Below are 24,024 nucleotides of genomic sequence, written 5' to 3' on the forward strand. Positions count from 1 at the left end.
CATTGCCATCGATCGCGTTAAGATCGCGTTCGTCGCGCAGGCCGGTCGCGCCGATGCGACGGGCGCTTTGACAAGCTTCCGGAACTTGTCCACACGACGTTAACCATAACGAGAAGGGAAAAAAGGGGTGGAAGGCGCAAGAACACGCCGCCGGCCCCGGTGGCTGGTGTGGGTGCCCCGGCTCTGGATCGCCATCGCTGCTGTGTTCGTCCTGTGGCAGACGATGACCTATCGCGGTCTGTCGTCCTTGGCCGCCGAATGGCAGTTCAACGAATTCGGCTTCTATCACCCCGCGCTCACCTTCCTGGTGCTGGTGCTGATCCTGTGCTCGCCGTTGCTGTTGCTGCGTCTGGTGGCGCGGCGCCGTCGGCGGCGCGAACCGGTCGAGCCGGTGTCGCCGCTGCAACGCGCGATCCGCGTGACCTCGCGCCTGCTCGCCACGCTGATCGGGGCTGCCGTCGCGGCGGTGCTGGCCGCGATCTTCATCGCCGCCTTCACGCTGTTCCTGCCGCGCGACAACGGACCGCCGCATCACATTTCCGCCAACGACGATCTCACGGTGCCCGCGCTCGGCCCGGCGGAAATCCGCGGTCGCGTCCTCTACGACAGCACGGCGGTGTTCAACGAGGATTTCCGCATCGGGCATAGCGACACGCGCTTCGCGCCGATGGTCGGGGATACGGGCGATCGCACGGCGATCCGCTACTTCGTCGAATTGCCGGCATATGGCTTGCCCGATCGGCAGGATCTGATCTCGGTCCATCGCGGGGTGCTGCGCGAAGGCGGGCTGCCGGGCGAGTTGATCAACCTCTATCGCTACGCCGGATTCCGCATCGCGCCGCGTTACTATGTTTTGTATGCGTCGGGATCGTCGATGCGGCGCTCCTATCTGGTGACGGCGGCGGAACTCGTCGTGCTGGCGCTGTTCATCGCCCTGGTCGGGGCGCTGTACGCCTATCGCCGGCGGCGCTTGCGGCGGCTGCAGGAGGAGCCGGAAGCGGTGGAGCCTGAGGTCGTCTGAACCGCATCGTGTTTAACGGTCCGGTAACCGGGCCGCGTAACCGCGCAGTAGCGCGGCCGGCGCCATCACGGTCTCATGGTTTCGACCCTTCCTTCCCTGTGTTCGCTGGGCACGGCGGTCCTGCTGTTCGCGAGCGTCAACCTCGGCGGCGAGGATTCGCCGCATGGCGAGGGCACGCGCTTGCAGGCCAATGCCGCGATCGCCGACCAAGCGGTGACGGACCTTCCGGCGCTCGCGCGACCGGATGACAGGATCCGCATCGCCAAGGCGTCGGACGGGCTGTTCTACGTCCGGGCGAAGGTCAACGGCACGCCAGTGCGGTTCTTGGTCGATACCGGTGCCAACCTCGTCGTGCTGACCGCGGCGGATGCGCGGCGCGTCGGCGCTGCGGCCGGGGCGGCGCATCTGCTCGGCGATATCGAGACCGCCGGCGGAACATCGCGCATGGGCCGCGTGACGCTCGATCGTGTCACCGTCGCCGGGCGCGACCTCGCCGATGTCGATGCGGCGGTGATGCACAATGGCCTGAAAGTATCGCTGATGGGCCAGAACCTGCTGGCCAAGCTCGGGCCGATCATGCTGTCGGCGGACGAGATGTCGCTACAGAAGGATCGCTAGCGACCGGCGTCGCGCCGATCCGCTTTCGGGTTCGCGGCGTTCCCGGTCCGACGCAACTCCCTAACAGGTCGCGTCAGGCGATCGCTCCGGCGCGCCGTCCGAACGGTCGGCGCAGCACGCCGCCGATCGCTAGGAAGCCGAGCAGCATCATCGCCCAGGTGCCGGGTTCGGGCAGGACGTTCGCGCCCGTGCCGCCGGGCGGCGGCGTCGTGACGCCCGGCGGTGCGACCCCGCCGCCCCCGCCGCCGGGAGCCTCGCCACCGGTCGGTGCAGGGGCGACAACGCCGGGATCCGCGGCGTTTGCGACACCGGGCGCGGCCGGATCGGCGATGCCGTCGGTCGCTGACCCGCGCGGCGCGTTGGAGAGCAGGGCCGGGACCGTCCCGGGCATCAATTGCGTGCCCGAGGAGGCGAAGCCGCGAGCGGCGCGCTCGCGCTGTGCCGCTTCCGATCGCGCGCTGCGCAGCGCGATATCGTCCAGCGCGCCGCGCTCCAGTTGCGCGCGCGCCGCATCGAGCGGGGGAACGACCGCGGCGAATGCGCGCGCATCGCCTTGCGCGTCGCGCAGGAACAGCGCGCGCTCGTTGCGCGGTGCTATGCCGATCAGCAGGACGACCGCACCCACCGACACTGCGGCGGAGGTGAAGCTGTAGCGTTCGGCACGCGAATTGGATCTGGCTGGGTTTTCCACGATCTTCGGATAGATCACTTCGAGGGGAAAAGCGATAGATCGTTGTGGTTACCCGACGACCTGTGCGATAACGGCACATAGGGTGGGGTTGTTTATGAATCGGATCGGGCAGGAAACGGGCGGCGCGCCGGAACGGGATGGGCGACCCTCGGCCCGCGATCGGCGACCGGGCATGCATGCGCGGCTGTCGATCGCCGCCCTGGCCTGCCTTGGCGTCGCGGCCTGTACGGGCAGCGGTGCCCAGCCGCTGACCGATCGGGAAAAGGTCGTGTTCGAGACGTTGAAGCTGCTCGCCGTGCCGGGCCAGGCGGTGTGCGTCGATGCCGCCACCGCCGGTCGTCCGCTCGACGTCTATCGCACGATGGTGAGCAATCCGCCGCGCGGGCTGAAGCTGCCGGTCTGGTATGTGCCGGCGGGCTTGAAGCCGACCTCGGCGTTGTCCGTCGGGCAATTGTACCGCACGACGCAGACCCAGGCGGCGGTCCATATCGATCAGCCGAACAATGCGACGCCGCAACTCGTGCCCGAATTGCAGGCGCAGCTCGATCGCAATGCCTGGATCCTGTCGTCGCTGGCGGCGAACCGGAAGGTCATGATCTCGCCCGATTGGCCGGTCCCTGGCCTGCGCGCGCGGTGGTGGCTGCGCAATCGCGTGTCGTTCCACTGCACGCCGAACTTCCGCATCTCCAATCCCGTCGTGGTGCGCAACGTCGCCTATGTCACGGTGACGGCGGATCATTGGGGCACGACCTATGCGCTGGCTCGGCAAGGGGCCGGCTGGGCGGTCCGGGCGCAGTGGAGCAACTGGCTGTACTGACGGTGGCGGCGGGTCGCCCGCGTTGACGAATAATAAACCAATGCCGCTCTAAGCCCGTCGGGTATTCAGAGGAATTCGGCATGGCCAGCGGGACTGCAGCAGCGAAGAAGCCCAATGCGATCGGCCCGGCACCGATCGAATTCGAGCCGCGGTCGCTGTCCTATGGCGGCCTGGTCGGTCAGATGATCGGCGAGATCGATTCGCGGATGGCGGCGCAGCAGGCCCCCGCTTTCGCGCCCGAATCGCCTTCGGACGTCTTTCACACCATTTCGGTCGCTTGCGGATATATCGGCCTGCTCGCCGGGTTCGTCGCCGCCGGCACGGGAATATTCCTGCTTTTGTAAGGAATAACGCCGCCTGCCTGCCGCAAAGCGTGGTAGGGGCCGCGTCGTCTGATTGAAAGACGATCAACGTATCTTTAACCAGCGCAGCATGGAACAAGCTACGACGCGAGTCGTCGTCGTTTGGTTACGGTCGCGTAATCCTAGCCTCGGGGGCGAGTCGGGATGCCTGTTTTGTCCATCGGGGATTGAAGTATGGACGTGGTGGACGGCGAAGGCGAAGGCGACACGTACCAGCGGTTTTCCACGCTCGGCTACGCAACGTCCAAGCAAGCCCGACGCTTTCAATTATACGCTTTGCTGGCCATCACGGATTCGATCAGCATAGTCGTCGCCTATGTGCTTGCCGGCCTGCTGCGTAATCGCGAGGTATTCGGTGCCAACGGCTTTTATCTCGCCGCGCTGATCACCCCGATCTTCCTCATCTTCGCCTTCAACAGCCAGGCTTATGGCTATCAGGTGCTGGTCAACTGGAAACAGGGGCTGAGCAAGGCGCTGATGGCTTTCGTTCTGGCGGTCGTCGTCGTCTTGTTCGTGGCGTTCTACGCCCGCTCCTCGCTCGAATTCTCGCGCGTCGTCTATGGCGTGGGGTCGATGGCCGGTGCGGTCTTCCTCGTTGCCGGTCGCTACCTGTTCAAGCGCGTGGTCAACAAGACGAGTGACCAGCATCTGCGCGCGGAACTGGTCATCTGCGACAATTGCGTCGTGCCCGATGTCGGCGATGCCCGCGTGATCGATGCCGCGGCTTACGGCCTGCGCCCCAACCTGCGCGATCCCAAGATGCTCGATCGGCTGGGCAATGCCGTGCGCGGGGCGGATTACGTGCTGGTGTGCTGCCCGGTCGAGAATCGCCCGGCCTGGTCGCTGCTGCTCAAGGGCACCGACGTGCAGGGTCATGTGCTGGCCCCCGAATTCGACGAGGTCGGGGCGAACCATCTCAGCCGCTATCACGGCCAGTGCGTCATGCAGGTCGCGTCGGGGCCGCTCGACCTGCGCAGCCGCATGCTCAAGCGCGCGATGGATCTGTCGATGACGATTCCGGCGATCGTCTTCCTCTCGCCGCTGCTTGTGCTCGTGGCGCTGCTCATCAAGCTCGAGAGTCGCGGCCCGATCTTCTTCCGGCAGCAGCGCATGGGCCGCGGCAACCGGCTGTTCTCGGTCTACAAGTTCCGCTCGATGCGCGTCGAGGATACCGATGCCGACGGCAAGCAGTCCGCGCAACGCGACGACAAGCGCATCACGCGCGTCGGGCGCCTGATCCGCGCGACCAGCATCGACGAACTGCCGCAACTGCTCAACGTGCTGCACGGCGACATGAGCCTGGTCGGCCCGCGCCCGCACGCGCTCGGTTCGCTGGCCGGGGCCGAGCATTTCTGGGAGGTCGATCAGCGCTACTGGCATCGCCATTCGCTCAAGCCCGGCATCACCGGTCTGGCGCAGGTGCGTGGTTTGCGCGGCGCGACGCATGAACGCGAGGATCTCGTCCGCCGTCTGCAGGCCGATCTCGAATATCTCAATCAATGGACTCTATGGCGGGACTTCGCGATCCTTGCCGCCACGATTCGGGTACTTGTACATCCGAATGCTTTTTGATTACGGGCCGGCTGTTCGTCGGGGATATCTTAACTAAAAGTCGTTTAAGACTGCTTGGGCGTTTGTCTCGCGCGGTGTGTTTTGTCAGGGGATGGGGTTTTGGAAACTGTATACGATTGGCTGACCGTCGCCATTTTCGGCGGGCTGATCACCTTGTTCCTTCAGCGTTCCAGCGCGGACGAGCCGAAGGACAAGATGTGGCAATATGCCCCGGCGGCGATCGGCTGCGCGGTGGCCAATTATCTCGGCAATCACGGGCAGGAGGCCCTGGCCTGGTTGGCGATCGCCGCCATCGGGGTCTATGTCTGGTACGTGCTGAAGCCGCTGGAACATTGGAAGAAATAGCACATAGGGGCAGGGTGCGGGGCGGCACCTGCCCGCTGTTCCCCGCGGTCGCGATGCGCTAATGGGGGGCGTGGCAGGGCAATCGATGTGGATCACATCGCACGACAATGCCGGGACGGTGGCCATGTTTTTGCGCGTGGGCCGTCGCGAGTGGGAGGCGGAAGATTAACGTTCAAAGTCCACTGGTCATGGACCGACCCGTCGGTTCGCCAGCATTCTCCAGGCCGGGGCTGGTCATCGCGCTCGCGGCGGCGTGTCTGGCCGGCCCGACGATGTTCGATGTCGCGCGCGACAGCTGGTCGAGCGAGCAGGGTGCACACGGCCCGATCGTCCTGCTGACCGGCATCTGGCTGCTGGTGCGCGAACTGCGCGCCGCGAAACCGCGTCCCCGGCCCGGCAACGCCGTGTTGACGGCGCTCCTGCTGCTGCCGCTGCTGATCGTCTACACCCTGGCCCGCATCTCCGGCATCATCGAGATCGAGGGCTTCACGATGTATGCGGCGCTGATCGTCGCGGCGTACGGCATCTGGGGCGGCACGGTGTTGCGCGCCGTGTGGTTCCCACTCGTCTACATGCTGTTCGTGTTTCCGCCGCCGGACACGTTGTTCGCGATGCTGACCCAGCCGCTGAAGATCCTGATCTCGCAGACGGCGGTGACGATGCTGCACGGCCTGGGCTATCCGATCGCCGGTTCCGGCGTGATGATCCAGATCGGACAATATCAGATGCTGGTCGCCGCGGCCTGTGCCGGCCTGAACTCGCTGCTCAGCCTCACGGCGCTCGGCATGTTCTATACCTATATCCGGCACAGTTCGAACTTCGCCTACATGCTCGTGCTGATCTGCTTCATCCTGCCGATCGCGATCGTCGCCAATCTGGTCCGCGTGCTGCTGCTGCTGCTGATCACCTACCATTTCGGCGAAGCGGCGGGGCAGGGGTTCTTCCATGAACTCGCCGGCCTCAGCATGTTCGCTTCGGCTTTGCTGTCGATCTTCGTCCTCGATTGGCTGGGCACGCCGCTCCGTCGCAGGCTGGCGGCCAAGGGGCGCGTACAATGAGCGAGACCTCCACGAAACGGTCGGGCACTGCATCGGGTGCGGCGCGCCCGGCGCTGGTCGGGTCGCGGCGCGAACTGCTGATCGGCGGCGGTTTCCTCGCGGCGGCGGCGACGGCGTTCGCGCTGAAGCCGCGCGATCCGCTCAACATGCTCGGCAAGAACAAGATCGAGTCGCTGGTGCCCAACCGGTTCGCCGGCTGGAACTTCGTCGCGGCGAGCGGACTGGTGCTGCCGCCCGAGGATCAGCTCGAAAAGCAACTCTACAGCCAGTTGCTGACGCGCACCTACACCAATGCGCGCGGCGTGCAGATGATGCTGCTGATCGCCTATAACGGCGCGCAGGACGGCGTGGTGCAGATCCACCGGCCGGAGGTCTGCTATCCGGCCGGCGGGTTCAAGTTGACGACGATCGACGAACATACGCTGCCGCTGGCATCGGGTCTGGACGTGCCGTCGCGCTTCATCATCGCCGAGACGGGGCTGCGCCGCGAACAGATCATCTACTGGACGCGGCTGGGCCAGGCTTTCCCGCGCCGTTGGTCGGAACAGCGCTGGGCGGTATTCCGGCAGAATCTCGAGGGCAAGATCCCGGACGGACTGCTCGTGCGCATATCCAGCGTCTCGCCGGACGTCGGGATCGCCGAACTCGACGGATTTGCGCGCGATCTTTACGCTTCGGTGGGACCCACCATGCGACACGTGCTCGTCGGGCTTCGCTGAGGATCATCATCGACAAGTCATGCGCCGGCAAGGTCGCCGGCGTCACAGGGTTAGGAGAAACAAGGGTGAATAGAAAAACGAAGTTTATCGCCGGAACCGCCGCCGTCCTGGTGTTGCTGTCCGGTTGCCAGAAGAAGGTCGGCGGTCAGGTCGTCGCGGTCGTCAACGGCGAGGAAATCACGCAGCAGCAGCTCAACGCCGAACTGAACGGCGCGACGCTGCAGGCCGGCGCGGACAAGAAGGCGGTGATGGCGCAGCTGTTGCAGCGCGTCGTCGATCGCACGCTGCTCGTCCAGGCGGCGAAGGCCGACGGCCTCGATCAGTCGCCCGCCTATCTCGAACAGGCGCGCCGCCAGCAGGATTCGCTGATCGTCAACATGCTGGCCGGCAAATTGTCCAAGAACGTGCCGGTGCCGGACAGCGCGGCGGTGTCGGCGTTCATCGCCAGCAACCCGACGATGTTCGCCGGGCGCAAGCGCTACGTGCTCGACCAGATCGTCTTCCCGCAGCCTTCCGACATGACGCTGGTGCGCGAGCTTCAGCCGGCGCACTCGCTCGACGCGATCGCCGCGATCCTCACCTCCAAGGGCATCCAGTTCCAGCGCGGCAATGGCCAGGTCGATTCGGGCATGCTGCCGCCGGAAGTGGCTTCCAAGATCGCCGCGTTGCCGTCGGGCGAACCGTTCCTGATCCCGGACAATGGTCGTCTCGTGGCCAGCGTGATCAAGTCCGCCGAAGCGATCACCACGCCCGAGGATCAGGCCAAGCCCGCCGCGCTCAACGTGCTGCGTCAGCAGGCGCTGGCCGAAGCGATGCGCAAGCAGGTCGCCAAGGCCCGCGCGGCCGCCAAGATCGAATATCAGGCCGGCTTCGCGCCCCCGCCGGGCGGCACGCCCGGTGCCGCTGGCGCTCCGGCCGGCGCACCGGCTGCCGCGCCGAAGATCTGACGACCCGATAAACGGGTGACCGACGCCCGGCGATGCACTCCGCATCGCCGGGCGTTCGTGTTTCGGAAGCGTCGATCAGCGCGTCGCGGTGGCGCCCGCCGTCGCCGGGGAAACCGGGTCCATCGGCCGTGGCTTGTCCGGAACCGCGGTCGGATCGATCGACGTCCGCAGCCGCTGCGCGCGCAGGCTGGTCGGCGCGGCGCGGGTCATGTCGCGCAGGGCATCGTTGGCGGCGTCGCGCCGGCCGCTCGCAATCAGCGTCTTGGCCAGCCGCGCGGTCAGTCGGGCATCGCCCGGCATCGCGCGCACGCCTTCGCGCAGCGCGACGGCGGCGAGATCGACGTCGCCGTGCGCGATCAGCGCATCGACCAGCGCCAGACGCGCCGTGGCGTTCTGCCCGTCGCCCGACACCGCCTGGCGCGCATCGGTGATCGCGGCGGCCGATTGGCCGCTCTTGCCGTACAACCGCGCCCGGGCGAGCAAGGCGCGGGGCTGGGCCGAATCGAAATCCAGGATCTCGTTCAGCCGGCCGATCGCGTCGCCCCGCCGGCCCTGCAGGCCCATCGCATAGGCGAGTGCCGCCTTGGCATCGGAATTCTCCGCCGTCGGCGGCCCGTCCGCGTCCCGGCCGATGATCGCGATCGCGATCTCCGGATGCCCGATCTCGTTGGCGAACTGGGCGTAGGTCGATTTCATTTCCAGCGACATCATCGCCGCCTGCGCCGCGATCTGGTTCTGCGGTACCGCGTCGGGGCCCTCGGCGAGCCACAGTTCCAGGATGTTCCCGGCCAGCGCGATATCGCCCGGCCGGTCGAGCATGAGCTGACGGACGACGGTGTTCGCCTCGGCCGGCTGCCCGCTCTGGTACAGGATGTCGGCATATTCGAGCTGGACGTTGGGATCCTTGGGGTTGGCCGCGGCGAGGCGCTTTATCGTGAAGCCGTAGCGCGTCCGGTCGAGCGCCTGACTGTACAGATCCTTCAGGAACGTCAGCCGGGGGGTATTGTCACCGCTGGCCGTCAGCGATCCCTCGATCAGCGCGGCGGCCTCGTTGAAATTGGCCCGTGCCGCCAGGACGCGTGCCTTCAGGATCTGCGCGCCGAGGTCCTCGGGATTCTTCGCCAGCACCTGTTCGGCAAAGCGCAGCGCCGCGTCCTTGTCGCCGCGTTGCAGCGCCGCGCCGCCCTTCATCACCAGCGGCAGATTGTCGCCCGGCGTCAGCAGCAGCAGCTGGTCGGCATATTTGTCGACCTTGTCGGGCTGTCGCACGGAAAGGCCCAGCTGGCAGATCAGCCGCATCGCCTCCACGTTGGTGCGATCGAGCTGGATGACGTTCTCATAGGCCGTGAACGCGCCGCCATAATCGCTCGCGGCCAGGCTGACCCGCCCGAGCAGCAGCCAATAGTCGCTGACATCGTCGCGTGCCGCCACCGCTTCGTGCGCCGCGCGCAGCGCGTCGGGGATGCGGCCTTGCTGCAGCGCCATGTCCGCCTCGGCGGCGGCCTTGGCGGCAGTCGTGTCGGCCGATGAACAACTCGTCACAGCAAAAGCCATGGCGAAGACTGGAATAAGGAGGCGTTTGTACTTCATCATGCGATACGTACTCGAAGCGATGTAAATAATAGCTTTGCGAGTTTCGGGGCATCAGGCAATCCGAATTCGCGCGCACCGGTCATGGACGGGGTGGCGACATAAATGCGCATCTCCCCGCATTTACTCTCTTTTCGCCTAGCACAGCGACCGTGTGTTGGGTTAAGACCGCGGCGACGAATAATTGGGGGGCTACAAATGCGCTTATCCGCTAAGCTGGCGGCGTGCGGCATCGTTTTCGGAATGATCGCGAGCGGGGGGGCGGCTTCGGCCCAGTCCAGTTCGGTCACCGTGACGGCCCCATCCACGCCGATCAAGGCCTATCGCATCAACCCCGGCGACGAGATCGAGGTCTATGTCTGGGGTGAGGAGCGCCTGCAGCGCACCGTGAAGGTGCTGCCGGACGGGACGTTCGCGTTCCCGCTGGTCGGTCAGGTCGATGCCATGAACAAGCTTCCGCAGGAAGTCGAGGCGGCGGTCGCGGTCGGGCTGAAGTCGCAATATCGCGATACCGTGCCCAAGGTCACCGTATCGGTGCGTCAGCCCACCGGCCTGCAGTTCAGCGTCGCCGGCAAGGTGCGGACGCCCGGTGCGTTCACGCCCGGTCGCTACATCAACGTGCTCGAGGCGCTGACCATGGCCGGCGGTCCGGCCGATTTCGCCAACCTTTCCGAAGTCACGATCCTGCGCAAGGTCGGTGGCCGGCTGACCGCGATCAAGGTGCGGTTGACCGACGTGCTGAAGGGCAATCCCAGCCCGCGCGATCTGTCCGGCATTCCGCAGCTTGAAAGCGGCGATACGGTGATCGTCCCATGATGCCGCGCGGACGCGCGCGGCTTTATGGTCTGATCGCGGCATCGCTGTCGGCGGTTCCGGGCGTCGCTCTCGCGCAAAGCGACATTCGCGTCAGTGCGGATGCATCCGCCAATATCGGCTATTCGAACAACCCGTTTTCCGAAACGGGCAACGATACCAGCAGCGGCGTGGCCGATATCCAGATCACGCCGGTGGTCTCGCTGGTCAACGAACGCAGCGTGTTCACGCTGTCGGGCTATGCGCAATATCAGCAATATTTCCGCCGCTACGACAATGCGCAGAACTATTCCGCGGCGCTCAACTATAACGGCACGCCGACCGAACATATCACCACGCACCTCGGTGCCAGCTTCGACAATTCCATCGTGGGGTCGAACAACGGCCTGAACGGAGCGTTCGACCCGACCGATCCGACGCCCCCGCCGGTCACCGGCAGCGATCTGTCGCTGTTCGGCACGCGCGATCGCCGTCGCACGTTCCGGACGGACGGGGATGCGACGTTCATCCTGTCGCCGCGCGATACGCTGACCACCAGCGCCTATTACGTCAGCACGCGGTTCAAGAATTTCGGCCTGTTCGGCGATTATGACGGCTACGGCGGCACCGCCGCGTATTCGCGGCAGATTTCCGATCACCTGCAACTCGGCGGGCAGGGGTCGATCGCGAAATACGACTACAAGGGTCCGCAGGGCGATTCGACGATCTATTCCGTGCGCGGCTCGTTCTCGACCGATTTCGGCCCGCGCTGGAAGGCGGATGGCGCGCTCGGCGTCTCGTTCGTCAAGGATGCCAGCCGCGGCGGGACGAACAGCACGCTGTCCGGCAACCTGAACCTGTGCCGGGTGGCCGAACGCGCGAACCTGTGCATCAAGGCCAGCCGCTCGGTGGTGCCGACCGGCGTGTCCGGCACGCAGACCGAAACCGCGATCGGCGCCAATTATTCCTACAAGCTGTCGGAACGCGGCACGCTGTTCGCCAATGCCGATTATGTGCGGAACGGCAGCAATCAACTTTTGCTGCCCGGCCTCACCGGTCGCAATCAATATCTTAACGCCTCGATCGGATATGAACGGTACGTTCGTGAACGGGTGCGCATCATCACGACCGGCCGGTATCGCGACGTGTACGGCGCGAACGGCAATCGCGCGGCAGATTATGGCGGCCAGATCGGCGTCGCCATCAAATTCGGGGACAAGAAATGACGGACGGCTCCGGCTACACCGCCGGACAGGAAGAACAGTCTTCCAGCATCCTCGGCAGCCTGCCACTGATCCTGTGGCAGCGGAAATGGTTCGTCATCGTGCCGGCGGTGATTATCGCCTTCGTGGCGACCGCGGCGGCGTTCCTGCTCCCGCGCTCCTACGAATCGAGCGCGCTGCTGCTCGTCGAATCGCAGAATCTGCCCGGCGGCACGACTGCCGGGCCGGCCGATGACGTGATCGATCGGCGCATCGCCAAGATCCGCCAGCAGATCCTCGCGCGTCCCGATCTGGTCGAACTGATCCAGAACAACAATCTCTACAACGTGTCGAGCCGGTCGGAGCCGTTGTCCGAACTGGTCGACCGGATGCGCAACGCGACCGAGATCAGCGCCGTCGATGCCAGCATCACGCGCGGCGCGGCGGGTGCCGGCGGGTCCGGATCGATCGCGTTTTCGCTGAAGTTCGATTATCCGCGCGCACCCGAAGCGCAGATCGTCGCGCAGACCTTCGTCGATCGCCTGCTCAAGCTTGACCAGTCCGAATCGCAATCCCAGGCGCAGACCAACGTGCGCTTCCTCGAGGATCAGCAGACCAGCCTGCAGGCCCAGGTCGATGCGATCGAGGCCCAGGTCAATCGCGTGACAGGCCAGAACGGTGCCGCTCTTTCGAGCGGCTCGGGCATGGGCATGATCACGATCGGTGGCGGCGATTTCGATAGCCAGATCGCCGCGCTGCGCCGTGAGAATCTCCAATTGCAGCAGCAGAGCGGGACAGCCGGCGTCGGTCGCGATGCCGGCGTGGTGGCGGCCGAGGCACAGCTCGCCGCGGCCAAGGCGCAATATTCGGACGATCACCCCGACGTGAAGCTGGCGGAGACCCGGCTCGCCGCCGCCAAGACCGCCGCGTCGCAGTTCCAGACCAACAACGTCGCCAGCTCGGTGCAGAAGCAGATCGCGCAGAACAACCAGGCGATCGCCGAACTGACCAGCGCCCGTGGCCAGGCCCAGGGTCGCGCCGCGACGATGGCCGCCGCCCAGGCGCGTGGCCCGGTCGTCGCGCAGCAGGTGTCGCAGCTCCAGGCCCGTGCCGACCAGATCCGCACCGATCTGGGCAAGGTGACCTCGAACCTGCTCAACGCACGCTCGATGGCGAAGCTGACCGAGGAGCAGCGTGGCGAACGCCTGACGCTGATCGATCCGCCGGTCACGCCGGACAAGCCGACCAAGCCCAATCGTCCGCTCTTCGTGATCGGCGGCATCGTCGGCGGCCTGGCCGTCGGCATCGCGCTCGCCTTCCTAATCGAATTGGTCCACCGGCCGATCCGCAACGTCGCGACGCTCACCAACATCACCGGCGTGCCGCCGCTCGCGGTGGTCCCGGTCCTGTCCAAGAAGCGTGCCCGCGCGGGCCGCCGCTGGAGCTGGCGCCGGAAGAAGAAAGCCGAGCCGACCCCTCCGCTAACCGATGAAGGCGAATACGCGTGAGTCTTTCCAACGATTGGGATTCGGGCATCACCGAGCCGACACTTTCGCCGTCCTCGATCCTGCGTCGCAGTTCGACGATCGAGGCGCTGGAGCGGTTCGATTCGCCGAGTCGTGGCGTATTCGGCTTCAACAGCCGCGATCGGCGTTCGCGTCCGTTCAACCTGTTGCGCGCGCAGGTGGTCAAGCTGATGCGCTCCAACAATTTCAAGATCATCGGCATCACTTCGGCCACGCCGCGCGTCGGCAAGTCGTTCATGGCGAGCAACCTCGCCGCGTCGCTGTCGCGCATTCCGGGCACGCGGACCTTGCTGTTCGATCTCGATCTGCGGCGCGGGTCGATCGCCAAGACGTTCGATATTCCCGAAGGGCCGGGGATCAACTCGTTCCTCTCGGGCGAGATCGATTCGCTCGATGCCGCCGCCTATGACATTCTTGGGACAGGCCTGACGATCTTCCCGTCCTTCCCGACCGAGGATTCGTCCGCCGAATTGTTGTCGGGCACGCGCCTGAAGACGCTGATCAAGGCGATGCGCGGCCTGTCCGACAACGTGATCTGCATCTGCGATCTGCCGCCGGCATTCGCCAACGACGATACCGCGATCGTCCTGCGTGAGATCGACGCCTATATGTTCGTCGTCGAGGAGGGCAAGACCACCGCGCATCAGGTGCGCGATGCGATCGAACTGCTCAAGCCGGCACCCTGCCTGGGGACGATCCTCAACATGTATCGCGGCGGGATCGGCGGCGACGATTACGGCTTCGGCTACGGCACGCAGCGTTATTACGACGCTTATTATTCCTGACGTAACCATTCGGGCGTAGGGCGAGCCTTGGCTGACCCGGTCGATCGGGCTGGTCCGGGTCGTTCGCCCGGTGGGTTTGCGCGCGGGAACATGCCGGCATGAAGATAGCGTATCTCGTCAATCGCTATCCAGCGGTCAGCCACAGCTTCATCCGCCGCGAGATCCTCGCGCTGGAAGCGTCGGGCGTCGACGTCGCGCGCTTTTCGATCCGCCCCTATGATGCGAACCTGCCCGATCCCGCCGACCGTTCGGAGGCGGAGCGCACCCGTGTCGTGCTCGGCCAGGGCGCCCGACCGCTGCTGCTCGCGACGCTGAAGCTGCTCTTCGGGCACCCGGCGTCGTTCTTCAAGGCGCTCGGTATCGTGCTGAAGGCGCTCCTTGATGAACCCCGTCGCGGCTGGCGGCAGATCTTCTATTTGGTCGAGGCGTGTTGGCTCGCACGACAGTTCGGCGGGGTCGATCATCTGCACGCGCATTTCGGGACCAATCCGGCGGCGGTCGCGCGGCTCGTGTCGTGCCTGACCGGCATCCCCTACAGCTTCACCGTCCACGGCCCGGACGAATTCGACGCGCCCGGCGCGCTCGATCTGCGCGGCAAGATCGCCGATGCGCGCTACGTCATGGCGATCAGTTCCTATGGCCGCAGCCAGCTGATGCGCTGGAGCGATCCCGCGCACTGGCACAAGATCCGGATCGTGCCATGCGGCGTGGACCGCGTGTTCACGCAAGCCATCGCGCCGCGCGCCGATGACGGCAAGACGCTGTGCTGCGTCGCGCGCCTGAGCGCGCAGAAGGGCATCCCGCTGCTGATCGATGCCGTTTCCGAACTCGCGGGGCGTCGCGCCGATTTCCGGCTGGTGCTGGTCGGCGATGGCGAGATGCGCGGCGAACTGGAGGCGATGATCGCGGCACGCGGGCTCAGCGGGATCGTGTCGATCACTGGCTTCGTCGGCGCGGCCGAGGTGCGCGACATTCTGCTGTCGTCGCGCGCGATGGTGCTGCCGAGCTTCGCCGAAGGGCTGCCGGTGGTGATCATGGAGGCGCTCGCGCTGGAAACACCGGTGCTCGTCACGGCCATCGCCGGCGTGCCGGAATTGGTCGATCGGGATTGCGGCTGGGTGATCCCGGCGGGGTCGGTGTCCGCGCTGGTCGAGGCGATCGACGCGGTGCTCGATTGCGATGCGGGGACGCTGGCGGCGAAGGGCCGGGTCGGTCGCGAACGCGTGCTGGCGCGCCACGATTCGGCCAGGATCGGCGCGTCGCTTGGCACACTGTTTCAGGGCGCGGCATGATCGGCGTGCTGGAAATCCTCGCCCTGATCGTCCTGCTGCCGATCGCGATCGTCGATGCCGTGTTCCTGTGCGAAATCGCGTTCGGCCTCGCTGCGACCCCGACCGGCGCCACGCTCGAACTGCCGCCGTCGGTCGCGCTGCTGATTCCGGCGCATAACGAGGAAGCGAGCCTGCCGGCGATGCTCGCTGGGCTGGCCGATCTGAAAGCCGCCGGTGCGCGCGTGCTGCTGGTGGCCGACAATTGCGGCGATCGTACCGCAGCGATCGCGCGCGAGGCCGGATTCGACGTCGTCGAGCGCAACGATCCGGCACGGCGCGGCAAGGGCTATGCGCTTGCCTTCGGACGCGATCGCCTCGCGCTCGATCCGCCCGAGATCGTCGTCGTTCTGGACGCCGATTGCGCGATCGATCGCACCGCGCTGGCCCGAATCGCCACGCGCGCACTTTCCACCGGTCGCGTGGTGCAGGCCGCCTATGTTTTTCGGCCCGCATTGCAGGCCTCGGCGGCGGTGCAAATCTCGAATTTCGCCTTTGCAACCAAGAACATAGTACGTCAGCGTGGCATCGCCCGCCTGGGTGGCCCGGCGATCCTCACCGGCTCGGGCATGGCCTTCCCTTACGCCACCTTTGCCAACTTAGACCTCGCCACCGGCAACGTGGTCGAGGATCTGGTGATGGGTATCGAACTGATCGATCGCGGCGTGCCGCCCGTGTTCGAAGGCGGGGCGACGGTATGGTCCGACAGCAGCGGCGATTCCGGCACCGAAACGCAGCGCGCCCGCTGGGAAGGCGGCTTCCTCGCCACCGCGCGCAGTGTCGCGCCGCGCCTGCTCGGCGCGGGGCTGGCGCAACGCCGCTGGGCGAAGATCTGGATGGGCGCGCACCTGCTCGTCCCGCCGCTCACGCTGCTGCTGCTGGCGAACGTCGTCGCGACTTTAGTGGCGGTAATTCTCGCGCTGACGACCGGAATCGCCTTGCCCGCGATCATCGGCGGCGGCTTGCTCGCCTGCCTGATCGCGGCGGTCGCGGCGGCCTGGATGGTCGAGGGGCGGCGGCATATCAGTGGCGCGACCCTGCTGCGCCTGCCAGTCTATATCGCCTGGAAACTCGCGCTCTACGCCAGGATCCTCGGCGGCAAGCGCAAGGTCGCCTGGGTGCGCACCGAACGGATCGACCGCCCCTGAGGGGTGACGCTGACGGGATCATGCGATCCCAGGGCTTACCTCAAGTGGCGCAGCGCCTTGTCGAGCGCGCCGACATACGCGTCCGATCCATAGCGTTCGACCGCAATCTCCCGCGCGCGTCGCCTGCGCGCCGCGGCGGTCTCGGGCTGGGTCACGATAGCCATGATCGCCCGGCGCATCGCCGCCGGATCCTGCTGCGGAACGATCGTCAGCGCATCCGTGTCGTCCAGATACCCGGCAAGCCCTTCGCTCGCGGTCACGATTACCGGACGCCCGCTGGCCATCGCTTCCAGCAGCGCCTGCACCCCGGCGGCATAGCGGTTCGGCTTCACCGCGACGACGACGACATCGGCGTCGCGATAGAGCTGCGCCAGATCGCGCCATTCGTAGAATTTGCGCTCGAAATTGGCCGGCATCGTCTCGGGGAACGTATCCGCGAGCAGGGCCGCATCGTTCGAGAAGCCGCTGATCCTCACGTCGAGGTCGAGCTCGCCCGTCGCCGCCGCCAGCGTGCGATAATCGCGCTGCTCCAGCCCGACGCTGACCACCAGCGAGCGCCGTTTCGGCCCCGCCGGTCCCGGTGAGAAGAATCCGAGATCGGTCTGGTCGAAGATGAACTGCCGCTGCTCCGGCGGATACCCGGCCGCGGCCAGGTATTCGATCTGCGGGCGGGATGGGCTGACGAACAGATCGACCCTTTTCTTCAGCCCGAAGATCCCGAGCGCGGCGCGCGCGCGCGTCCGATCGATATTGTGCACCATCATGGCGACGCGCGGGCCGTCCCGCCGCCCTCCGGCCAGCGCAGCGACGGGAAAGCCGCTATGCTCGCCGGTGCAGAAGATCGTGTCGCCCGCGCCCGTGATCGACGCCAGTTTCCGCGCCAACGCCCAGACCTGCGGCGATCCGATCAGCTTGGAACGGATCCGGTCGTCCCAACGGGCCGAACCGTCGCCATCGGGCGCATGAACCTCGGCGCCGAGCCGATCGCGAAGCTGCCCCATGGCATGGCCCGGCCGATCGCCCGTGGCCGCCGCCGCCGCGATCCCGTCGAGGTCGGTGATTTTGTCCAGAACGATATGAAATGCCAATGGAGTCTCTCGCGCTCGATTTCACTTGGTCTGCAGCATCCAGGCGGGTGTCCGGCCCGGCGGTTCGTCCCAGGCGGTCAGGTCGCGCTGGAAATCGGCCCGGTTCGGAATCAGGCCGTAGCGCAGCAGATCGCGCGCCTCGCGCCGCTTGGGGATATGGCCGCCGCCCCGGCCCAACAGCCGCCGCAGCATGAATAAGGCGTGTCCGGCCAGCCACGCGAGACCAGCCCTGATGGCGGTGCCCTTGCCGCCGATCAGCGCGAAGAGGCGGCGGCGGGAGGCGAACCAGTAACGCGGCAGGGGTGGGCCCACCGCCAGATCCTTGCGGTTGTAGGCCAGGCCGGTCGAGGCACCGCCGATGTGATGCACCCGGCTTGCCGGTTGATGACGCACCGTCCAGCCGGCGCGGCCCAGGCGGTGCATCAATTCGACCTCTTCGAAATAAAGGAAGAAGCTGGTGTCGAACAGGCCGGTCTGCTTGAGCGCGGCGGCCCGGAACATCAGGCTGGCCCCGGTCACCCAGTCGGCCTCGCATTCCTGGCGATCGTCGATCACCATCGGGATGATGCCGAACAGCCGGCCGAGGCCGTCGGCATGCGACCCGCCGAGGAACTCGCGCCCGATCGAGGGAAAGCGGAAGGCGGAGCCCGACGGACTGCCGTCGTCGTTGAGCAACAGGCTGCCCACCGCCGCGCAATTCGGGACGCGGTCCAGCGTGTCGACCAAGGCGGAAACCGCACCGGGCGTCACCTCGGTATCGGGGTTGAGCAGGTAGATGTATTCTGGCGGCGTATCGGATTGCAGCAGATGCAGCATCGCCTGGTTGTTCGCCCAGCCGAACCCGCCGTTGACCGCCAGCGGCAGCACCGTCACCCAGTCGCCGAGCTTATCCTTGGTGACTCCCTCGGTGAGCGCCTCGACCGATCCGTCGTCGGAAAAGCCGTCGGCGATCACCAGCCGGAGATCGGGAAATTCCGCCCGCGCGCTGCCCAGCGCCTTCGCGGCGGCCAGCGCCAGTGCGGCGGTGCGGAAATTGACCATGACGGCGGCGACGTTGCGGGTCCTGGGAATGTTCAAGACGGCTGGCCCTTGCGCAAGCGGATAGTCGCCGGAACGCCGGTCGCCAGCGCGCCGGAGGGCACGTCGACCAGCACCACAGCGTTCGCGCCGACGATCGCGCCGTCGCCGAGCGTGACGCGGCCGAGCACCACCGCGCCCGCGCCGAGCTGCACGCCACGACCCAGCACGGGCGCGTCGTGCAGCGCGTCGAGCCGGCGGATGCCGAGCGTGCAATTCTGGCGGATGATGCAATCGTCGCCGATCACGGTATCGCCATGGACGACGATGCCGCCCTGATGCTCGACGATCACGCGGCGCCCCAGGCTGACCGAATAGGGCAGTTCGATGCCGTAGACGTTGCGACAGCGGCGATGGAGCGTGCGGTAGATCAGGCTGAGCGGTGCGCGCAGCAGCTTGGGGCGTACGGTCATCCGCCACACGCCGAAGCGGTGCACCGCCACCGCGCGGAAGCCCGGCTTCGTCCAGTCACGGCCGTGCGCCTGCCAGTCCTCGCGGATCGTTGCCCATAGCGCCGAGGTTTCGCTCATCGCCCGGCCGCCTGCTTGTATTCGATCAGTCCGGATCGCTGCCCGCCGGCGCGACTTCGACGGAAGCGCAGCAGGCCGAGCAGTTCGGGGAACTTGCCCAGCATCAGGAACACGCCGCTGGCGATCGCCAGGCGCGGGGGCAGGGTGCGGGATTTGGCCAGGGCGATCTGCGCCATCTTGGCCGGCCAGATCAGCACCAGGGCGGCGGCCGGCAGCGCGAAGATCGGGCTGGCGAACACCGTCGCCAGCAGCGCCGCGACGAACAGCGCCGGAATCACGCCCGCCCAGATCACGATGCTGCGGCAACTGCGGCGATAATCCGGCGCGCGGAGATCGGGGTGGCGGCTCGCCAGTTCGGCGAAGGCGTGGCCGGCACGCTTGCACCGCATCCACCATTGCCCGAATTTCAGGATTGCGGCGTCGTGCAGGGTCATTTCGTTATCGATCCGCGCTAGCCGCCAGCCGGTGCCGCGCAACCGCACCGCCATATCCGGGTCTTCGCCCGCGATCATGTCGGGATCATAGCCTCCGATCGCCTGCAACGGTGCCACGCGGCACAGCACATCGCCACCGCACGCCGTCGCCGGGCCGACCGCCACGTCCCACTCGTCGTCACACAAGGCGTTGTAGGTCGATCGATCCGGATAGCGCTCACGCCGCCGTCCGAAGACCAGGGCCAGGCCGGGATCGGCCTCCAGTGCCGCTATGCCGGCGTCCAGCCAGCCAGGTTGGACTTCGCAATCGCCATCGATCATCTGGACGAATTCCAGCGCCGGATTTCGCGCCGCCAGATGCGCCAAGCCCGCATTGCGGGCGCGGGCGGCGGAAAGGCGGGGCGGGGTGTTCAGTTCGATCGCGTCGATGCCGCGCGCCCGCGTCATCGCGACGCTATCGTCCGACGAGGCGGAATCGACATACACGCGCGCGACGCCGTCGGGCAGCGATTCCAGGCAACGGACCAGCCGCGCGCCTTCGTTGCGGCCGATCACGACGATGCCCAGCTTGCCCCCGTCGGACCCACCCTGTTCGTGCTGCGCCAATTCGTATCACTTTCGCTGGACGTCACTCATAGGTGTGACACATAGGCGGTTGTCAATTGGTTGCGCCGCGGCATTTTCTTGATGCGGGGATCGGCGTGCGGCGGGGCGGCGGATTTATGAGCGTAGCATCTCCGGGAAAGACGGTCTTTGTCGACATGGCCTTCGATCGATACGATTTCGAGGCCATGGTCGCCTGGCTGCAGCATCGCCAAGCCGCGGACGGTTTCGCATATGTCGTGACGCCGAATGTCGACCATATGGTGCAGATTGCCGCCGATCCCGAGCGGCTCCGCCCGATCTACGACGCCGCGACGATCCGGCTGTGCGACAGCCGGATCCTGGCGCGATTGGCCAGGATGCGGGGGGTGACCCTGTCGGTGGTGCCGGGCAGCGATTTGATCGTGGCCCTGTTCGATCGTGTGCTCGTGGCGGGCGATCGTTACTGTCTCGTCGGTGGCAGCGGTGAGCTGGCCGACAAATTGCGGCGGAAATTTCCGGCGCTCGATCTCGTGCATCATCAACCACCGATGGGATTGCGGACCGACGCACAGGCCCGTGCCGCCGCCGTCCGCGCCGCGGCGGAGGCCGGGGCGCGGTTCACTTTGCTCGCGGTCGGCGCGCCGCAGCAGGAGATTCTCGCCCATGAGATGGCGCGAGATGGCCAGGTTGCTGGCACGGCTTTGTGCATCGGCGCGGCGATCGACTTCATCGTCGGCGCGCAGGTTCGCGCGCCCCGTGCCGTTCAACGGGCCGGCATGGAATGGGCCTGGCGCCTTGCCGGCAACCCCAGGCGTCTCGCGCGGCGCTATTTGTGGGACGGGCCGAAAATATTTCTGCTCGCGTTTCGCTGGTCGAAACCAAATGCCTGATACAAAGGGCGGATAGAACCAAAACAGGTCGAACGGATGGATCGCGAATCAACCTTGCCGCACGCCGCGCGTCGCGTGCCATTCCCGCGCATGCCGGCCATCGGCGTCGTCTGCGGCAGATCGACGGAGATGTTCGGCGGACTGCGGGCCTGATGCGATCGGGCGACGCCCAGCGCGGCGGGATGAACCGCCATGCGTGGCTGGATCACGCACGCGGTATCGGCATCATCCTGGTCGTCTATGCGCACCAGATGCGGGCGCAGACGGCGATCGGTCAATTCCCGGCGGCGTGGAACGGGCCATTTCAGGATGCACTGATCTATTCGTTCCACATGCCGCTTTTCTTCTTCATATCGGGCGTGGTTTCGTTGAAATCCATGCGGAGCAAGCCTTTCGCGGAATCCTTTCTCGATAAGCTGAAGAGTATCGCCTACCCGTATTTTCTCTGGTCGATCCTCTCGTGGTGCCTGTCCGCACTGGCCGTACACTATGTCAACAAACCGATGGATTTTCGGAGCCTGATATCGATCGTGTACCAGCCGATCCTGCAATACTGGTTCCTCTACGTCCTGTTCTTCTGCCAGCTGGTCGCGCTGATCTTCAGGCGCGCATTCCCGGCGAACATCGTCATCGCCGCGATTTTTTTGGTGGCACCGCTTCCCTTCATCAATCCGACCATCAACGAGTTCGTGGCATCGTTTCCCTTCTTCGTTATCGGCATGATGACCTCCGGCTTTTTGCTGGCACCAACCGATCGGCGTTCCACGCGCGGGAAGATACTGGCGGCGGTGGCGGCGCTCGGCGTGTTCATGGTCCTCGTATGCGTGCGGCGCGACAATAGCGCTTCCCTTTCGGCTGCCGCGCTCGTTCAGGCCTGGGCGGGGATCGCGTTCATTATCGTCGTCGCGCGGATCATTGGGCCACGGTGCTCCTGGCTGTCCACGCTTGGGCAGGCGTCGATGGCGATCTTCGTCATGCACACCATCGTCGCGGCGGCGATCCGAACGATCTTGGGCATGACGGGCCCGCACCACCCGCTCTTACTGTTGCTGGCGTGCGTGATCGGCGGATTGATCGTACCGCTCATCGTCGTACGGGTCGCCGCGATCTACCGATTGGAGCCGTGGCTCGGGTTGGGCAAATCGGAGCGACGCAGCGTAGGGGCCGATCGGCCTATTGCTTTAGCTGTGCCATGAAATCGTTGACCGCGCGCGCCTTGGGCGCGTCGGACAAAGGCTGGCCCGTATATTCGCGATGACCATATTGGCCGCCCGGGCCAGGCGTTCCCACCGAGGTGAACAAGACGATCAGCCCGCCGACCTCCTTCTGCCAGCGCTTCAGATACGTCATGTACATATCGTAGATCCGCGGGTCGCGATTGGCGGCCAGCATGTCCTCGCCGATTTCCTTCTGGTAGCCGACGAACCCCGGCCCCGCTTCGTACGCGACCATCGGCAGGTTGTATTTGTGCGCAACCTTCTTGGCGGCGACCGCCTGGTTGATCGCATTGCCGACGATTTCGGGAGCGCGGGCGAACAGCGCATTGACGCGGACGGCACCCGTTCCGGGCAGCGTGTAGGGATCGGTGCTGAAATACGGCGCGACCGCCAGAGCATCGACCGACCTCCAGGTATCCTTGTGCGCCAGCGCACGATCGGCTCGCTCCGGCCATGTCTGATTGGCCAGAACTCGCACCAGTCGCTTCGGCTGGCCTGAAAAGACCCGTGTCCAGACGCTCATCACGTCGCGGACGCGATCGGCATAATAGAAATCGTTCGCCATGGCGGGATCGACATTGGGATAGAGTTCACGCCCGCGTTCCGTCGCCGTCTTGCCTTGCTGGAAAGCGTCGTTCCAAACCTCGTTCGAAAATTCGACATAGGCTTTCAGCTTGGGATCGAGATGGTCGCGTACATAGGTCGCGAACTTCTCGTAATACCCCGGATCGACATCGAACGGCATGTTGAACCAAGGGTCCGACTGGGTCGTGTTGGCCAATGCGACCATATATTCCATCGACACGCCGTTGGGGCCGCCCTGCGTGAACGACGCGGGCGTCGGCCGCTCCGCCCAGATGCGCTTCGGCGCGTTGTTGGTCTGCATCCAGTCCATGAAGCGCAGCACCTTGTAGGGGCGCTTCTCGGCGAGGAAGACGGGATTGAACGGCGTGGAGGTATCGACGCCCTGCTGTACGCAGGACAGCGGGCTGAGCGTTGCATCGTCCTTGGTCGCGGTCAGTTTCATCGTGATGCCGGCAGTGGGGATCGGCTTGTCGACGATCATCGTGAAGTGCTTGCCCGACCCCTTCGTCTTCCAGTCGCCAAAGGCATAAACGTCCCAGCCGTCCGCGATCGTGCAGGCAAAGCTGCCGGTCTGGATGCGCACCGTGCCACTCTGCAGCATCACCGAAAGCAGGGTCGTCTTGGGAATATGGATGGGGTGCCCGGTCGGGTCGAACTGGATGCGACCGATCGGGTCTTTCCAACTGCCATTGGGCTCGATGAAATTGATCGTGGCGGACGTCTGGACGATATCGTTGAACGCCCATTCTCCGGCATAATATTCCAGACCGCCGAGGTTCATGCCCACGACGGTGGGCTCCACCGTCAGCGGCGTGTCGGCAGCGCGCGCACCGGCGGGCGAGGTGGCGGCGATCGGCGCGGATGTGCCATTCCGGTGCAGCATGGCGGCGCCGGCACCGGCCAGAGCAGCGGGCACGAGGATGAAACCGACAGCTCGCATCATTGCTCTACACACATCGGCGATCGCCGCTTTCGTCTTGCTTTTGGAGGTGCGGCCATACATCATGGCCGGGGATTAGACCAGCATGCTGGTACCCATCCGACCCTGCGATCGCCGCCGGCGCATTCGCGAACAAAAGCGTGCTGCCCGTGATCCT

24 protein-coding genes are annotated in these 24,024 nt (G+C 65.8%); 17 read left to right on the forward strand and 7 right to left on the reverse strand.

Features of this window, described 5'->3' with window-relative positions:
- The first annotated feature begins 172 nt into the window (after positions 1-172).
- Together ASG11_RS07795 and ASG11_RS07800 are read left to right on the forward strand one after the other, a co-directional pair.
- Complete coding sequence (locus ASG11_RS07795; protein WP_156363691.1) at positions 173-1,021, forward strand: hypothetical protein; 849 nt, start codon at positions 173-175, stop codon at positions 1,019-1,021.
- Positions 1,022-1,096: 75 nt separating this feature from the next.
- Positions 1,097-1,639, forward strand: a complete 543-nt coding sequence (locus ASG11_RS07800) for a retropepsin-like aspartic protease family protein (RefSeq protein ID WP_055777379.1) — start codon at positions 1,097-1,099, stop codon at positions 1,637-1,639.
- Between the two features lie 73 nt (positions 1,640-1,712).
- On the opposite strand, the gene ASG11_RS07805 is transcribed toward ASG11_RS07800, so the two are convergent.
- Positions 1,713-2,330 (reverse strand): PEPxxWA-CTERM sorting domain-containing protein, encoded by a 618-nt coding sequence (locus ASG11_RS07805; RefSeq protein ID WP_156363692.1) that lies wholly within the window; start codon positions 2,328-2,330, stop codon positions 1,713-1,715.
- A gap of 94 nt (positions 2,331-2,424) precedes the next feature.
- Here ASG11_RS07805 and ASG11_RS07810 point away from each other — a divergent pair, with 94 nt between their 5' ends.
- The 7 genes from ASG11_RS07810 (at position 2,425) to ASG11_RS07840 (ending at position 8,150) form a co-directional block, all read left to right on the forward strand.
- Positions 2,425-3,147: a hypothetical protein gene (locus ASG11_RS07810; protein WP_156363693.1), complete on the forward strand. Its 723-nt coding sequence runs from the start codon at positions 2,425-2,427 to the stop codon at positions 3,145-3,147.
- An 80-nt stretch (positions 3,148-3,227) separates the two neighbouring features.
- Positions 3,228-3,491: a hypothetical protein gene (locus tag ASG11_RS07815; RefSeq protein ID WP_055777387.1), complete on the forward strand. Its 264-nt coding sequence runs from the start codon at positions 3,228-3,230 to the stop codon at positions 3,489-3,491.
- 192 nt (positions 3,492-3,683) lie between these two features.
- On the forward strand, positions 3,684-5,081 hold the full coding sequence (locus ASG11_RS07820) for an exopolysaccharide biosynthesis polyprenyl glycosylphosphotransferase (protein ID WP_055777389.1): 1,398 nt from the start codon (positions 3,684-3,686) through the stop codon (positions 5,079-5,081).
- Between the two features lie 99 nt (positions 5,082-5,180).
- Positions 5,181-5,426 carry an XrtV sorting system accessory protein gene (locus tag ASG11_RS07825; protein ID WP_055777392.1) on the forward strand — a complete coding sequence of 82 codons (246 nt, stop codon included), beginning with the start codon at positions 5,181-5,183 and terminating at the stop codon, positions 5,424-5,426.
- A 188-nt stretch (positions 5,427-5,614) separates the two neighbouring features.
- Complete coding sequence (xrtV, locus tag ASG11_RS07830; protein WP_055777394.1) at positions 5,615-6,484, forward strand: exosortase V; 870 nt, start codon at positions 5,615-5,617, stop codon at positions 6,482-6,484.
- On the forward strand, positions 6,481-7,203 hold the full coding sequence (gene epsI / locus ASG11_RS07835; protein WP_082472658.1) for an exosortase-associated protein EpsI, V-type: 723 nt from the start codon (positions 6,481-6,483) through the stop codon (positions 7,201-7,203). The genes xrtV and epsI overlap by 4 nt, the downstream gene beginning before the upstream one ends.
- 65 nt (positions 7,204-7,268) lie before the next feature.
- Positions 7,269-8,150 carry a peptidyl-prolyl cis-trans isomerase gene (locus ASG11_RS07840; protein ID WP_055777397.1) on the forward strand — a complete coding sequence of 294 codons (882 nt, stop codon included), beginning with the start codon at positions 7,269-7,271 and terminating at the stop codon, positions 8,148-8,150.
- Positions 8,151-8,225: 75 nt separating this feature from the next.
- Here ASG11_RS07840 and ASG11_RS07845 read toward each other — a convergent pair whose 3' ends face one another.
- Positions 8,226-9,692 carry a tetratricopeptide repeat protein gene (locus ASG11_RS07845; RefSeq protein WP_168371713.1) on the reverse strand — a complete coding sequence of 489 codons (1,467 nt, stop codon included), beginning with the start codon at positions 9,690-9,692 and terminating at the stop codon, positions 8,226-8,228.
- A gap of 246 nt (positions 9,693-9,938) precedes the next feature.
- On the opposite strand from ASG11_RS07845, the gene ASG11_RS07850 reads away from it, so the two are divergent.
- From ASG11_RS07850 to ASG11_RS07875, 6 genes are all read left to right on the forward strand, one after another.
- Positions 9,939-10,556 (forward strand): polysaccharide biosynthesis/export family protein, encoded by a 618-nt coding sequence (locus tag ASG11_RS07850; protein ID WP_236697422.1) that lies wholly within the window; start codon positions 9,939-9,941, stop codon positions 10,554-10,556.
- On the forward strand, positions 10,553-11,758 hold the full coding sequence (locus ASG11_RS07855; RefSeq protein WP_055777404.1) for a hypothetical protein: 1,206 nt from the start codon (positions 10,553-10,555) through the stop codon (positions 11,756-11,758). The genes ASG11_RS07850 and ASG11_RS07855 overlap by 4 nt, the downstream gene beginning before the upstream one ends.
- The gene (locus ASG11_RS07860; RefSeq protein ID WP_055777406.1) at positions 11,755-13,242 is read left to right on the forward strand and encodes a GumC family protein; all 1,488 of its coding nucleotides are present in this window, start codon (positions 11,755-11,757) and stop codon (positions 13,240-13,242) included. The genes ASG11_RS07855 and ASG11_RS07860 overlap by 4 nt, the downstream gene beginning before the upstream one ends.
- Positions 13,239-14,045 (forward strand): CpsD/CapB family tyrosine-protein kinase, encoded by an 807-nt coding sequence (locus ASG11_RS07865; RefSeq protein WP_055777408.1) that lies wholly within the window; start codon positions 13,239-13,241, stop codon positions 14,043-14,045. Before ASG11_RS07860 ends, ASG11_RS07865 begins: the two co-directional genes overlap by 4 nt.
- 98 nt (positions 14,046-14,143) lie before the next feature.
- Positions 14,144-15,337, forward strand: coding sequence for a glycosyltransferase family 4 protein (locus ASG11_RS07870; protein ID WP_055777409.1), 1,194 nt, complete (start codon positions 14,144-14,146; stop codon positions 15,335-15,337).
- Entirely contained in the window at positions 15,334-16,521 is a 1,188-nt protein-coding gene (locus ASG11_RS07875) for a glycosyltransferase family 2 protein (protein ID WP_236697423.1), read from the forward strand. Before ASG11_RS07870 ends, ASG11_RS07875 begins: the two co-directional genes overlap by 4 nt.
- 35 nt (positions 16,522-16,556) lie before the next feature.
- Here the strand turns inward: ASG11_RS07875 and ASG11_RS07880 are convergent, their stop codons facing one another.
- The 4 genes from ASG11_RS07880 to ASG11_RS07895 are packed head-to-tail and all read right to left on the reverse strand — an operon-like array spanning position 16,557 to position 20,256.
- On the reverse strand, positions 16,557-17,609 hold the full coding sequence (locus ASG11_RS07880) for a glycosyltransferase (protein ID WP_055777412.1): 1,053 nt from the start codon (positions 17,607-17,609) through the stop codon (positions 16,557-16,559).
- 21 nt (positions 17,610-17,630) lie between these two features.
- Entirely contained in the window at positions 17,631-18,686 is a 1,056-nt protein-coding gene (locus ASG11_RS07885; protein ID WP_236697424.1) for a glycosyltransferase, read from the reverse strand.
- Positions 18,683-19,216: a serine O-acetyltransferase gene (locus ASG11_RS07890; protein ID WP_055777417.1), complete on the reverse strand. Its 534-nt coding sequence runs from the start codon at positions 19,214-19,216 to the stop codon at positions 18,683-18,685. Before ASG11_RS07890 ends, ASG11_RS07885 begins: the two co-directional genes overlap by 4 nt.
- Entirely contained in the window at positions 19,213-20,256 is a 1,044-nt protein-coding gene (locus ASG11_RS07895; protein WP_055777419.1) for a glycosyltransferase, read from the reverse strand. Before ASG11_RS07895 ends, ASG11_RS07890 begins: the two co-directional genes overlap by 4 nt.
- A gap of 155 nt (positions 20,257-20,411) precedes the next feature.
- Here ASG11_RS07895 and ASG11_RS07900 point away from each other — a divergent pair, with 155 nt between their 5' ends.
- Positions 20,412-21,125 (forward strand): WecB/TagA/CpsF family glycosyltransferase, encoded by a 714-nt coding sequence (locus tag ASG11_RS07900; RefSeq protein WP_236697425.1) that lies wholly within the window; start codon positions 20,412-20,414, stop codon positions 21,123-21,125.
- Complete coding sequence (locus ASG11_RS07905; RefSeq protein WP_168371714.1) at positions 21,068-22,321, forward strand: acyltransferase family protein; 1,254 nt, start codon at positions 21,068-21,070, stop codon at positions 22,319-22,321. Before ASG11_RS07900 ends, ASG11_RS07905 begins: the two co-directional genes overlap by 58 nt.
- Here the strand turns inward: ASG11_RS07905 and ASG11_RS07910 are convergent.
- The gene (locus tag ASG11_RS07910; RefSeq protein WP_156363694.1) at positions 22,299-23,867 is read right to left on the reverse strand and encodes a hypothetical protein; all 1,569 of its coding nucleotides are present in this window, start codon (positions 23,865-23,867) and stop codon (positions 22,299-22,301) included. The genes ASG11_RS07905 and ASG11_RS07910 overlap by 23 nt on opposite strands.
- Positions 23,868-24,024 lie beyond the last annotated feature (157 nt).

The organism is Sphingomonas sp. Leaf357, assembly GCF_001423845.1.
Lineage (GTDB): Bacteria > Pseudomonadota > Alphaproteobacteria > Sphingomonadales > Sphingomonadaceae > Sphingomonas.

What these genes read in the sequence shown, in the direction of transcription:
- ASG11_RS07800 (WP_055777379.1), top strand. Translation starts at nt 1,097, where the DNA reads ATGGTTTCGACCCTTCCTTCCCTGTGTTCGCTGGGCACGGCGGTCCTG.
- ASG11_RS07810 (WP_156363693.1), top strand. Translation starts at nt 2,425, where the DNA reads ATGAATCGGATCGGGCAGGAAACGGGCGGCGCGCCGGAACGGGATGGG.
- ASG11_RS07815 (WP_055777387.1), top strand. Translation starts at nt 3,228, where the DNA reads ATGGCCAGCGGGACTGCAGCAGCGAAGAAGCCCAATGCGATCGGCCCG.
- ASG11_RS07820 (WP_055777389.1), top strand. Translation starts at nt 3,684, where the DNA reads ATGGACGTGGTGGACGGCGAAGGCGAAGGCGACACGTACCAGCGGTTT.
- xrtV (WP_055777394.1), top strand. Translation starts at nt 5,615, where the DNA reads ATGGACCGACCCGTCGGTTCGCCAGCATTCTCCAGGCCGGGGCTGGTC.
- epsI (WP_082472658.1), top strand. Translation starts at nt 6,481, where the DNA reads ATGAGCGAGACCTCCACGAAACGGTCGGGCACTGCATCGGGTGCGGCG.
- ASG11_RS07850 (WP_236697422.1), top strand. Translation starts at nt 9,939, where the DNA reads ATGCGCTTATCCGCTAAGCTGGCGGCGTGCGGCATCGTTTTCGGAATG.
- ASG11_RS07855 (WP_055777404.1), top strand. Translation starts at nt 10,553, where the DNA reads ATGATGCCGCGCGGACGCGCGCGGCTTTATGGTCTGATCGCGGCATCG.
- ASG11_RS07860 (WP_055777406.1), top strand. Translation starts at nt 11,755, where the DNA reads ATGACGGACGGCTCCGGCTACACCGCCGGACAGGAAGAACAGTCTTCC.
- ASG11_RS07870 (WP_055777409.1), top strand. Translation starts at nt 14,144, where the DNA reads ATGAAGATAGCGTATCTCGTCAATCGCTATCCAGCGGTCAGCCACAGC.
- ASG11_RS07875 (WP_236697423.1), top strand. Translation starts at nt 15,334, where the DNA reads ATGATCGGCGTGCTGGAAATCCTCGCCCTGATCGTCCTGCTGCCGATC.
- ASG11_RS07890 (WP_055777417.1), bottom strand. Translation starts at nt 19,216, where the DNA reads ATGAGCGAAACCTCGGCGCTATGGGCAACGATCCGCGAGGACTGGCAG.
- ASG11_RS07900 (WP_236697425.1), top strand. Translation starts at nt 20,412, where the DNA reads ATGGCCTTCGATCGATACGATTTCGAGGCCATGGTCGCCTGGCTGCAG.
- ASG11_RS07910 (WP_156363694.1), bottom strand. Translation starts at nt 23,867, where the DNA reads ATGCGAGCTGTCGGTTTCATCCTCGTGCCCGCTGCTCTGGCCGGTGCC.